An 11,517-nucleotide genomic window follows, 5' to 3' on the forward strand; every position below is an offset into this window, starting at 1 on the left:
GAAACCGCCTGCGGGAAACCGCCTGCGGGAAACCGCCTGCGGGAAACCGCCTGCGGGAAACCGCCTGCGGGAAACCGCCTGCGGGAAACCGCCTGCGGGAAACCGCCTGCGGGAAACCGCCTGCGGGAAAGAATGAAAAAAAAACTGCCTTTCGGCAGCTTTTTTTTCATTCTTTTTTTAACATTCCCTGCAAAACCAGGAAGTTCTGTAATTTTTCCAAGGTTTCCAAACTGATCACATGCTCCATTTTACAGGCATCTTCTTCGGCATTTTCAGCGTCAACCTGCAAAGCACTCTGTAAAAAAGTCTTTAAAACGGTATGGCGCTTGCGCACCGCTTTGGCTGCCTTGATACCCTCTTCGGTCAGGATGATATCGGAATAACGCTCCTGCAAGACAAAGCCGCTGTTTTTTAAGACACCGATCGCTTTGTTGACACTGGCGCGGGACACCCCGATCCGGTTAGCCAAATCAATGGAGCGGACGGGATGCATCCCTCCCGACAACTCTAATAAGGCCTCGAGATAATCCTGACCCGACGCGCTGATTTTAGCCATACTCTCCCTGCTCTCAAACATTTTAGCTGAATTGATTATAGCACTTTTCAGAGGGGAGCACAAGAATTTAGTTTGCCGATTGGCTGCAAAGCAGGCTATTTCTCAAATTTATCCCTGAATCCTCTGTCTGTTTGACCGGAGAGCACCCGTTTTTTTCTGATTTTGTTTGTTGTCAATTCAGAATTGATTTGAGATAGTAAATGCTGCTGTTTTGAAACAAAGCAGCCAAAAGGAACCCAATATGGTTTTCAGCAGCGTCATTTTTCTGTTTTAATTCTTACTTCCCCTTTTTAGTCTATTTTCTGATCCCGGCTCAATGGTTATCCTGGCGTAATTTTGCAATTTTGATCCGGAGCCTCTTCTTTTATGCATTCGGCGAACCAACTCATATTATCGTGATACCGGCTTCCATCGTGATCAATTACTTTCTTGGCTGCGCAATCGAGCAGGAACGGCAACGCACAGACAAGTATTTATGTTACCTTCATTGCGACAGCCATCAACCTTAGTCTGCTGATCTATGATACCTATGCCGCCTTTTTGGTCGGCAGCTGGTTTTCTTTGCTGGGGACAAGCGGCACGTTGCCCACTATCGCCTTACCGATCGGTATCTCTTTCTATACCTTTCAGGATTTGAGTTATCTGTTGGATGTGCGCAGCGGCAAGGCCGACGCGCAGCACAATCTTTTGGACTGGGTGCTTTGGCCGAGGAAATTTTGGGGAAACCCGCCGGTTCTCTGGTCACTGCTGCCGCCTGGCTTGGTTTACCGGCTTCCAGTATGCAAATCTACTTCGATTTTTTCGGCTATACCGACATGGCGACCGGTTTCGGCCGCATGTTTGGTTTCATCTTTCCGGAGAATTTTAATTACCCTTATATTTCTCGTTTCATCACGGAATTCTGGCGGCGCTGGTATTTTTCACTCAGCACCCGGTTCCGCACGATTACTTCTATATCCTTCTGGGCGGTAATTAGGTCTCCATTGGACGGAATAGTTTACTGCGCAATCTTTTTGGCATCACAACTCCTTTCAGGAATCGATGCGAACCGTTTTATTGTCTGCGTACGGTGACTTCCCCACTGCGCAGCGTCGTTTGTTCTCCATCTTCTTTGGCTACCAGCAAGCCGCCGGCAGCATCAATATCCAGTGCTGTCCCTTTGTAAAGGATACCGTTTTCCTGCCAGGTGATCGCCTGCCCCAGCAACCAGGAATGCGCCCGGTACTCCTGCAAAGCAGCCGCCTGCAGGGCGGGTTGGTCAGCCAGCAGCAGAAGCTGATTGATTATGGCAGCGATCAGTTGATTGCGGCTGACCGGTGCCGCCTCACGATAGAGGGCTGTGAGCACATTTTGCAGTTCGGGCGGATATGTTTCCTGTTTACCGCAGAAATTCAATCCGATGCCCAGCACCACTGCCGTCAGTTCTCCCGCCGGACCGATCACACCTTCTGCCAAAATTCCGGCCAATTTGCGGTCGCGCAGATAGATGTCATTGACCCATTTGATCTGAGTTGCGATGCCGCAGACTTCGGCTACCGCGCGCCGGACCGCGACAGCCGCTAAGGTCGTCAGCAGCAGGAGCGGCTGCTGTTCCCTTTGGCGGCGTAACAACAGACTGAGATAGATTCCTTGCCGGTCGGGTGAAAAAAAGCTGCGGCCCAACCGTCCCCGACCGGCTGTCTGACTTTCCGCTAACCAAAGCGAGCCATGCGAAGCGCCGTTTCGTGCCTCTTCCCTGGCTGTCTGATTGGTGGAGGCAACCTGCTGCGCGATGCTGATCGGTATTTGACGATATTCGGCACGCAGGTGCTCCCGGATGATTGCCGCATTCAGTTGATTGTCCTGCATACTCGCCCCGTTTACTGCGCTTTGCCGCGGCTGGTAATCAGGAACCGGTCGACGACTTGATCGCCATGCACCAGATAGATCTTATCGTGCAAATTCGCTGTCGTACAGCTGTGACCGGGAATATAAAAAATCTTATCGTTGATTTTGCAATTGTTTATTTCTAAGCAAATGGCTCCGTGCTCTTCGCTCATGTTGACGGGCGCTGCCGGATCAAAACCGACGAAGACCGGATTGCCCTGGTCAACCCCAACCGATTTGACACCGGCGTCGGTTACCACCCAGTGTTCGCCGCTGCTGATCACGGTCGTCAGAACAAACAACGCCTGCTCAAAGGGCAGCTGCATCTTGCCGTAGGACGCATCCATGAAAATATAAGTTCCCGCCTGCAGTTCCGTGTATATCCGCGGCTTCCCTTTCAGCAAGGCCGTACCCGTGCTGCCGCCGCTGATCTGAGCCACCGGAATACCCCTTTCTTCCAGGTATTTTTTTAGTTCCACCAGAGTTTGATCGGTCAAGGCAGAGGCGCTTGTCCGTTTTTGCGTATTGTATTCGTGCGACAATTGGCCGGCATAGGCTTGGATCCCGTCAAAGCTCAGATGCGGCTGCGCCATGATGCAGCGAGCCAGTTCTTCCACCGCGGCAAAGGTAGTCACACCGCAGCGCTTCATGCCGACATCAAATTCAACATAGCAATGCACGGTCGCATTGGCGAAGGTCGCGGCCGCAGCCAGGGCTAAGATATTCTCTTCGCAATCCACGCATAGCGTCAGGCGGCAGCGCCTGGCCAGCCAAGCCACTCGGCTCAGTTTGGCAGGCTGCACAATTTGGTTGGCAATCAGAATATCCTGCACGCCGGCCTCCGCCAGGTCCTCCGCTTCGCCTAATTTGGCGCAGGTAATTCCCTTAGCGCCGTATTCGATCTGTTTTAAGGCAATCGCGGTGCTTTTATGCGATTTATAGTGCGGCCGGAGTGCCATACCGCTGTCCTTGATCAGGTCCATCATGGTTTGCAGATTCTGTTCAAATTTCTGCTGATCCAAAATCAAAGCCGGGGTTTCAATGCCGTCAATTTGCATTACGATACACGACCTTTCTTCTTTCCTTTTGCTTGTCAGGTTATTATAACATAAAACCGGCTGCCTGCAATAGAGTCAAAACGAATGCGGCGTTCCTGCAAAAAGCAGTTGGTAATTGGCAAAACCCGTGCTATAATTCAGTTCGGAAACGAAAGGAAGCAAGTGTTACCTGCCAAGTATTCAGGAGCCGGAAAGGAATGCATACGATGAAAACATTGATGATCGGCGTCGCCGGGGGGACCGGTTCCGGTAAAACGACCTTAACACGGCGCCTGGCCGAACGTTTCGGCGATGATCTCTGTGTTATCTATCATGATAATTATTATCGGGCCCATAACGATCTCAACTATGAGGAGCGCTGCCGCTTGAATTATGATCACCCGGAAGCGTTTGAAACCGAACGTTTGGTCAAGGATCTCGAACAGCTGCGTCTGGGCAATGCCATCCGCTGTCCGGTTTATGATTTTACGATTCACAACCGCTCTGAGACCGCCATTCTGGTACCGCCCACGCCCGTCATCGTGATTGATGGCATTCTGATTTTGGAAGATCCCGCTTTGCGCGCGATGCTGGATATCAAAGTCTTTGTCGATACCGATGCCGATGTGCGCATTCTGCGCCGGATTGAGCGCGATATCAATGAGCGCGGCCGCAGTCTCGTTTCCATTCGCGAGCAGTACCTGAACACCGTGAAACCGATGCATGAGCAATTTGTAGAACCCAGCCGCAAATATGCCGATATCATCATTCCGGAGGGCGGACATAATACAGTCGCCCTGGCCATGCTTTTTTTACGCATCCGCGCTTTCATTGAAGAAGCGGAAGAAATTGTCGAGTAACCGCAGCCGGGCCTGAGTCAAGGAAAAGCCGCCGGTCAAGAGGAGGAAAATACTTTGCATATCGTTGTAGCCGTTGATTCCTTCAAAGGCAGCTGCAGCTCGCTGGAAGCAGCCCGCGCCGTGGCGCGGGGCATCGCCAAAGTCGATCCGGCTGCCCGGGTAACAATCATACCAATCGCCGACGGCGGCGAAGGCACTTGTCTTGCTTTAAGCGAGGGTTTATCCGGCGTGCTGCATCACCGCAAGGTCTGCGGTCCGCTGGGCGACGCAACCGATGCGATTTTTGCCGTCCTGCCCGACGGGACCGGCGTGGTGGAATTGGCGGCAGCCTCCGGTTTGACCTTGCTCAGCCAAGATAATCTCGATCCGCTGCGCGCTTCCACCTATGGCACGGGTCAATTGATTGCCGCGGCGCTCGAGCTGGGCTGCCGCCGGTTGATCATCGGACTGGGCGGCAGCGCCACCAATGATGGCGGCATGGGTCTGGCCAGCGCCCTGGGTGTTCGATTTTACGATCAATCCGGCTGTTTGCTGCCCCAGGGGGGAGCCGCGTTGGCTAACCTGTATCGGATTGATCTGAGCGGTCTGGACGATCGTTTCGCTGCCGCCGAAATCGTCATCGCCTGCGATGTGAACAATCCGCTCTGCGGCCCACAGGGTGCCAGCGCGGTGTTCGGACCGCAAAAAGGAGCTTCGCCGCAGCAGGTGCTGCAGCTGGATGCGGCGCTTTTTCATTATGCTTCCCTGCTGCAAACGCAGTTGGGTCTCGATCTTGCCGCTCTGCCCGGTGCGGGAGCGGCCGGGGGCGCCGCCCTGGCTTTAATGGCTTTCGGCAACGCTAAAATTCAGCGCGGCATTGATGTAATGTTGGATTTAGCCGATTTTGACCGGCTGCTGCCAAGCGCCGATCTGGTCATCACCGGCGAAGGCCGCATAGACAGCCAAACGTTGTTCGGTAAAGTGCCGGTTGGCGTGGCTGCCAGGGCCAAGCAAAGGCAGGTGCCGGTCATCGCCATCACCGGCTGTATTGCCGACGGCGCCGAAGCAGTCTATGAGCAGGGAATCGACGCCATGCTCAGTATCGCCAACGGCCCGATCTCCCTGCAGGATTCCATGCGACAGGCCGAAACCTTGATTGAAGCCGCGGCGGAACGCATCCTGCGTCTGCTGCGAATCGGCCAATCACTTTGACCTTCTATTGATTTCGGCAAGCTGCCGAAAAAGGCAGTTGACGGTTTTCACCGCCGGCTGCCTTTTTCTGTTGCGGGTCATTGGCCACGCTTCTCTTTTGGCCTAAAAACGCCGGCCGCCGCCGCCGCCGTGCGTCACCCCGCCGCCGGAGACATGCGTACCGCTGCGATTGCCGCCAAAGCCACCGCCGCCGCCACCGCGATTGACCGGCGGGCGCGGTCTGGGAATGCGTCTGATCGAGGTGCGCAGATAATCATCTCTGCTGCCGGTGATCTGCACAGAAGCATGCTCGCCCGGATCATAGTGATAGGTGCTGCCCTGCAATCGATAGGAAGCGCGCACGGCAAAGTAAAGGATCGCCGCCGCCACGGCGCCAACTCCGGCGGCAATACCGGCTTCCGCAACAGTCAGCGCCTTATGAGGTGTGGTGGTGGGTAATCCGGTTTCTGTATCGTATTGATACGACCCCTCCGGAATACCGCTCTCAACGTATTTTTTGGTGTTCTGCAGAACACTGCTGACCGAAGCGGCAAAATCACCGTCAGCCAAAGGCTGCCAGGCTGCATCCAGCATGGTTTCCAGCCGGGCATCGGTGATATAGTGAATCATCGCACCGCAGGTCGTAATAATCGGCATCCGGTTTGACATATCAATAAAATAGATCAGGCCGCTCTTCGCTTCGCCGCTGCCAAAGCCATTTTGATCGTAAAAATCATCGGCGAATGCCATGCCATTTTTTTCAGCCTGGCTGTCATTCGCACTGTATTCGGCGGCTGTGCTGGTCAAGACGACGATATCCATCTTGATCGCCGTGCGCAGTTTGCTGATCTCCTGTTCAAGGGTTTGTTCTTCGGCAGCAGTGAATAAATCGGCATCATCGAAGACCCGGGCGCCGGCGGAGGCGAGATCGGCAGCCAGCACCGTATGACCTAAAAGCAGCAGAAAAACCAGACCAAGCGTCCGGCAGAGTCCGCGCCGTAAATGCTTCACCATAAGAAATACCCTCCCGCGCAAAGCAGCGCTGCGACAGCAAATGCCAACAGGACGCAGTCCCGCAGCAATTTTCCGCTGTCCAAGGGCAGGATGCCGCATGCGGCCTGTGTTTGACCGTTCATGCTGTAGTAGAAAAGCCGCCCCGCCTGATCGTGATAGGTGATGATCCAGGCCGGCAGCAAGGCATACTTAAACTCCGCCTTGCGGACCGCGGTGCTGACATTGCCATTCAGCGAACTGTAATTGAGATCCTGGGTCAGCAGCGGCCGCACATATTGTTTCAGTTCGGTTTCCACCGATTCATGCAGTTCGGCATTGTCAATGTCACGTTTTTCCGCCTGAAAACCGGAAAGATACGTTTCAGAAAATGCTTTCATTTCCGCCAGATTGTAGGGATGCACTCCGTCCGCCAATTTACGATCCGCTTTTTGCAGGGCGCTGCGTTCGATCTCGTTAAACTCCAGCGTCGCTTGCCGACCGACAGCGTAATGTTTGGTACTGACAATCGTTTCCATCGGAGTGACCACATTGCTCACCTGGGTGCCTTCCCCCTCAAAAGAACCCGCCAATTGATAATTCGCCAGCCAATAGGGATAGTAGACCCCGGTGATTTTTTCAAGATTTTCATCATCGTAAAAGTGCCTGGGTACATAGCGTTTTTTGCCAATCCAGTTCAGAAAAGCTGCCTTCGCCGCTTCTTTACTGACGCTGAAAGGCAAAATAAAATCGGGCTGAAATTCGCCGGTTAAACGTCCCGACAAGACCACCGGGTTGTGGCAATAATAGCAGAAAGTCGCTGCCGTGGTTTCATCGGTCACAATTTCAGCGCCGCAGCTGGGACAGGAATAGACCACACTGTGCTCCAGCTCAGCGGACTGATCCTGCAGCTTATCGGTCAATTGCTTTTCTTCAAAAGTACTACCGCAATAATCGCAGCTGAACTTTAAAATTTCGGGATTATAAAGCAAACCTCCGCCGCAGGCAGGGCATTTATAGGTTGTGGCAGGCATATCGGCTCTCACCTCTTTTCCCATTGATACTTTATTGATTCGCGAAATTAAGCGCAATCTCCTTTTGCCTGAACCGCTGCCGCGGCAGCGGTTCAGGCAAATATCCAAACAAAAAGGCTCTTCACATCGTTGTAAAGAGTCTTTTTCAGTCGTTCCGCCCGACTTGTTTCTAATTATCCTTTAACATGGCTTCCACGGCTTTGGCCAGCGCTTGCCGCTTGTAATCGGCATTCCAACGATTGACACTGAAATAGTCAAACACTTTGCCGCCCATCTGCGTTACGGCCCGCTGTAATTCTTCCAGGCAGCTCAGCGTTCCGTTGCCGGAACCGCCGGCGCTGGCGACGAGCAGACATTTTTTATCTTTCAGGATACTTTCTTCCCGGTGAGACGCTTCACAGCGTCTGAGGCGGTCAAGAAAGAGCTTCATCGGTTCGCTGACTTCTCCCCAATAGACCGGTGTGACAAAGAGAAAACCGTCGTAATTTGCCATGGATGCTTTCAGCTCATTGAAACCATCGTTGATGATACAGGTGTGCGCCGTGCGGCATTGACCCCAGCCCTCATTGCAGACGCGGCAGCTTTCCAGTTTCAAATCGCTCACTGAAACCAGATCACAGCTATTTTTACCGGCTGCCTGGGCAGCCTGAAGCAATGAAACGCAAAGACCTTCTTTTTTGGGTGTGCCGGAAATGATCAGTAATTTCACATCAACCACTCCTTTTTTGTATTTCATTATAGCATAGTATGGCTCGTCTGTCAGCCAAGCAAATAAAACGCTCAAGGCTTTTTTAAAAACCCTGAGCGCTTTTTGGCGGAACTGAACGGATTTGAACCGTCGATCTCCTGCGTGACAGGCAGGCATGTTAGGCCGCTACACCACAGTTCCATATTGTTTGAACAGACAATATTATACCTTATTTTTGCTTTTTTGGCAAGTGAATAGCCCGGTATTTTCCTATAAATTACGGTAGCACTGAGAAGGCTGACGTTGGATATTGAATTTGTCCGCTGCAGAAAAGGTTTTTCGTTTCGTGTAGCGAACTAAATAATCAGCTTAACGCGGCTTCGTTTCCCGTTCTGTTTTTTTTTTCGAACAACCGCTTATTTGATTTCTTTTTGACTGATCCGAGGTGATTCCTGCGATCGGCTTATGGTATAGGAGGTTTTTTCATGTCAGTCAGTCGCTCAGAGCAGGCACAATTTGACAGCGGCAGCAGTTATTTTGATAAAATCCGCTCTTTCAGCCGCAATGCCAAGCTGTTCCTGCTCAGTCACGCTTCCACGCAAATTTGCCTGGGTGTTGGTTCCACGATTCTGAATGTCTATTTTTTAAAGCTCGGTTTCAGTAAGTCCTACATCGGCACTTACATGGCCATGAATACCTTAGCCGCGGCGATCGCCGCGATTCCCATTGGGGTGATTGCCGATCGGGTCGGACGCAAAAAATCAGTCATGTGGTCGATTGGCCTGAACACCGTCGCAACGCTGGCTGAAGTCACTTTTTTAAACCCGGCCATCCTGCTCTTCGTCAGCTTTTCCAAGGGCATCGGGTCTACTTTCAAAGCCGTGGTGCAGAATCCCTTTCTGATGGAAAACAGTAAGCCGGAAGAACGTATCCATCTTTTCTCCGTCAACCAGGCTTTGCAAACCGTCGCTTCCGTGGGCGGCTCCGCTTTAGCCGGTGTGTTCCCCATGCTTCTGGCCTTTTTCGCACAGGCAATGGGTTGGACTGACTTTTTGGAAGTTTCACAGCTCCGCCTGGCCCTGGCCTTTTCGACGATTTTCTTAGTCTTGTCCGCCATCCCGATGGCCATGGTGAAGGAAGATAACTTCCAGCCCTCCAAGCGTCACAACGTTTTTTCCGATCTGTCAACCATCGTCAAAGATCAAAATCTGCGCAATCTGACGATCTATCGCTTTATGATCGGCGCCGGTGCCGGGATGACGGTTTCCTTTTTCAATGTCTTCTTAAGCGATTCCCTGGGCGCTTCCGCCGGAGAAATCAGCTTTATTACCATGGGCTCCCGCGTTGCCTTAACCGTAGCGGTTCTCTGCAGCCCCTGGCTGGTGCGGACGCTGGGCAGGATCAATTCCGTCCTGATCACGCAGGTGCTTTCCATCCCGGCTTTGCTGACCATTTCTCTGGCACCCAACATCTTCGTTGTAACCATTCTCTATTGGGTGCGAACGGCTTTAATGAATATGTCCTCTCCGATTTCCACCTCTTTTGCCATGGAAATTGTACCGAGCGATATGCGCGCCACGGCCAGTTCCACCATGAACATGGGAGATTCGCTGGCACGCAGCGCCAGTCAGATTCTGGGTGGTATCATGATGGATACCTGGGGTAATTCTTCGCCGTATTACTTTACCTGCGCCCTCTACTTTGCCGCTTCGGTCTTTTATTGGTGGGCGTTCCGGAAATATGATCAACCCGGCAAATCATCATAACAAAAACGGAGCCATGACAAATCTGAAATTGCCGCGGCTCCGTTTTATTTATTTATGATAGAGTTTGTTGCTGCTGTAAACCGGCTCACAGGTCAGATTCAAACCTAATTTCCGATAGACCGTCTCGTCAATCTGGGAAAGCAGCACCGTAGAATGCGCTTCGCAGCCATGCAGTTCCGGCAGTTTAGCGACAGCGGTTGCGGCCGCTTCGCTGCTGACCGCACTGATCGATAAGGCAATCAGTACTTCATCGCTGTGCAGACGGGGGTTCTGATCTCCCATACTACCCGTTTTCAGCGTTTGGATGGGACGAATGACCTCCGGTTCAATCAATTTGATCTCTTTCCTGACATTGCTCAGCGCTTTGATGGCATTGAGCAAAGCGGCTGAGGAAGCACCCAGCAGATCGGAAGTTTTACCGGTCACAATCTGTCCGTCCGGCAGTTCAATCGCCATAGCCGGTTGATTCTGCGTTTCTTTCGAGCGTTTCAACGCAGCAGCGACCACAGGCCGATCATGCAACGAAACGTTCGCCTGATTCATCAGCAGTTCTATCTTATGTACTGCCTCTTCCGGCAGGACGCCTTTGCGGCGCAAAGCGGCTGTTTCATAATAACGGCGGATGATTTCATCCCCTGCTGCGGCGCTGACCGCCCGGTCATCAAAAATACAAAATCCCGCCATATTGACACCCATATCGGTGGGGGATTGATATGGGCACTCGCCGCTGATCCTCTCAAACATGGTGCGCAGGACCGGAAAAACTTCCACATCGCGATTATAGTTGACGCTCGTTATACCATAAGCATCCAGATGATACGGGTCGATCATATTGACATCGTTCAGATTGACGGTAGCCGCTTCGTATGCCAAATTAATCGGATGTTTTAATGGCAGGTTCCAGATCGGAAATGTTTCGAATTTCGCATAGCCGGCGATACAACCGCGCTTATGTTCGTGATAGAGCTGCGATAAGCAGGTTGCCATTTTGCCGCTGCCCGGTCCGGGTGCGGTAACAACCACCAAAGGCCGACTGGTTTCAATATATTCATTGCGGCCGAAGCCATTGTCGCTGACGATAAGCGCAACGTTCAGCGGATACCCTTCGATGCTGTAGTGCAAAAACACCGGCACTCCCAAGCGGTTCAGCTGACGCTTAAACAATTTTGCCGCAGCTTGCCCATTGAACTGCGTGATGACGACACTGCCCACATACAAACCAATGCCGCGGAACGCGTCGATCAGACGCAGCACATCCGCATCATAGGTGATGCCCAAATCACCTCTGATTTTATTGCTCTCGATATCACCGGCTTTGATCACAACGATGATTTCGACTTGATCATTGATCGATTTGAGCATTTGCAATTTGCTATCCGGTTTGAAACCGGGCAGTACTCTGGCTGCATGGTAATCGTCAAACAGTTTGCCGCCAAATTCCAGGTAAAGTTTGCCGCCGAATTTCTCAATTCGATTGCGGATTTCCCGTGACTGCCGCTCAATATACAGATCATTATCAAAACCCTTGCGGATCAAATCCGGCACCCCCT

General features: G+C 52.2%; 11 protein-coding genes and 1 tRNA gene. 4 read left to right on the forward strand and 8 right to left on the reverse strand.

Annotated elements, in window-relative coordinates:
- Positions 1–166 precede the first annotated feature (166 nt).
- A complete protein-coding gene (locus LLG09_08320; protein MCE5197113.1) occupies positions 167–556 on the reverse strand; it encodes a metal-dependent transcriptional regulator in 390 nt (129 codons plus the stop codon).
- A gap of 429 nt (positions 557–985) precedes the next feature.
- Between LLG09_08320 and LLG09_08325 the strand changes: the two genes are divergently transcribed.
- Positions 986–1,528 (forward strand): hypothetical protein, encoded by a 543-nt coding sequence (locus tag LLG09_08325; protein MCE5197114.1) that lies wholly within the window; start codon positions 986–988, stop codon positions 1,526–1,528.
- Between the two features lie 81 nt (positions 1,529–1,609).
- Here LLG09_08325 and LLG09_08330 read toward each other — a convergent pair whose 3' ends face one another.
- Positions 1,610–2,404 carry a biotin--[acetyl-CoA-carboxylase] ligase gene (locus LLG09_08330; protein MCE5197115.1) on the reverse strand — a complete coding sequence of 265 codons (795 nt, stop codon included), beginning with the start codon at positions 2,402–2,404 and terminating at the stop codon, positions 1,610–1,612.
- Positions 2,405–2,415: 11 nt separating this feature from the next.
- Positions 2,416–3,480, reverse strand: coding sequence for a DSD1 family PLP-dependent enzyme (locus tag LLG09_08335; protein ID MCE5197116.1), 1,065 nt, complete (start codon positions 3,478–3,480; stop codon positions 2,416–2,418).
- A 206-nt stretch (positions 3,481–3,686) separates the two neighbouring features.
- On the opposite strand from LLG09_08335, the gene udk reads away from it, so the two are divergent.
- Together udk and LLG09_08345 are read left to right on the forward strand one after the other, a co-directional pair.
- Positions 3,687–4,319 (forward strand): uridine kinase, encoded by a 633-nt coding sequence (gene udk, locus LLG09_08340; GenBank protein MCE5197117.1) that lies wholly within the window; start codon positions 3,687–3,689, stop codon positions 4,317–4,319.
- A 54-nt stretch (positions 4,320–4,373) separates the two neighbouring features.
- Positions 4,374–5,510, forward strand: a complete 1,137-nt coding sequence (locus LLG09_08345; protein MCE5197118.1) for a glycerate kinase — start codon at positions 4,374–4,376, stop codon at positions 5,508–5,510.
- Positions 5,511–5,612: 102 nt separating this feature from the next.
- Here the strand turns inward: LLG09_08345 and LLG09_08350 are convergent, their stop codons facing one another.
- The 4 genes from LLG09_08350 to LLG09_08365 all read right to left on the reverse strand — a co-directional run bounded on the left by LLG09_08350 (position 5,613) and on the right by LLG09_08365 (position 8,402).
- Positions 5,613–6,503, reverse strand: coding sequence for a TPM domain-containing protein (locus LLG09_08350; protein ID MCE5197119.1), 891 nt, complete (start codon positions 6,501–6,503; stop codon positions 5,613–5,615).
- Positions 6,497–7,513: a TFIIB-type zinc ribbon-containing protein gene (locus LLG09_08355; protein ID MCE5197120.1), complete on the reverse strand. Its 1,017-nt coding sequence runs from the start codon at positions 7,511–7,513 to the stop codon at positions 6,497–6,499. Before LLG09_08355 ends, LLG09_08350 begins: the two co-directional genes overlap by 7 nt.
- 169 nt (positions 7,514–7,682) lie before the next feature.
- Entirely contained in the window at positions 7,683–8,222 is a 540-nt protein-coding gene (locus LLG09_08360) for a flavodoxin family protein (GenBank protein ID MCE5197121.1), read from the reverse strand.
- Positions 8,223–8,325: 103 nt separating this feature from the next.
- Positions 8,326–8,402, reverse strand: a tRNA-Asp gene (locus LLG09_08365).
- 284 nt (positions 8,403–8,686) lie between these two features.
- Here LLG09_08365 and LLG09_08370 point away from each other — a divergent pair.
- Positions 8,687–9,967, forward strand: a complete 1,281-nt coding sequence (locus LLG09_08370) for an MFS transporter (GenBank protein MCE5197122.1) — start codon at positions 8,687–8,689, stop codon at positions 9,965–9,967.
- A 48-nt stretch (positions 9,968–10,015) separates the two neighbouring features.
- On the opposite strand, the gene LLG09_08375 is transcribed toward LLG09_08370, so the two are convergent.
- Positions 10,016–11,500 (reverse strand): DUF1846 domain-containing protein, encoded by a 1,485-nt coding sequence (locus LLG09_08375; protein MCE5197123.1) that lies wholly within the window; start codon positions 11,498–11,500, stop codon positions 10,016–10,018.
- Between the last annotated feature and the right edge of the window lie 17 nt (positions 11,501–11,517).

It is taken from the genome of Negativicutes bacterium, assembly GCA_021372785.1.
GTDB lineage: Bacteria > Bacillota > JAAYKD01 > JAAYKD01 > JAAYKD01 > JAJFTT01.

Bases quoted from the DNA above. Each gene is read 5' to 3' on its own strand.
- LLG09_08355 (MCE5197120.1), bottom strand. From the start codon at position 7,513: ATGCCTGCCACAACCTATAAATGCCCTGCCTGCGGCGGAGGTTTGCTT.
- LLG09_08335 (MCE5197116.1), bottom strand. From the start codon at position 3,480: ATGCAAATTGACGGCATTGAAACCCCGGCTTTGATTTTGGATCAGCAG.
- LLG09_08370 (MCE5197122.1), top strand. From the start codon at position 8,687: ATGTCAGTCAGTCGCTCAGAGCAGGCACAATTTGACAGCGGCAGCAGT.
- LLG09_08320 (MCE5197113.1), bottom strand. From the start codon at position 556: ATGGCTAAAATCAGCGCGTCGGGTCAGGATTATCTCGAGGCCTTATTA.
- LLG09_08350 (MCE5197119.1), bottom strand. From the start codon at position 6,503: ATGGTGAAGCATTTACGGCGCGGACTCTGCCGGACGCTTGGTCTGGTT.
- udk (MCE5197117.1), top strand. From the start codon at position 3,687: ATGAAAACATTGATGATCGGCGTCGCCGGGGGGACCGGTTCCGGTAAA.
- LLG09_08330 (MCE5197115.1), bottom strand. From the start codon at position 2,404: ATGCAGGACAATCAACTGAATGCGGCAATCATCCGGGAGCACCTGCGT.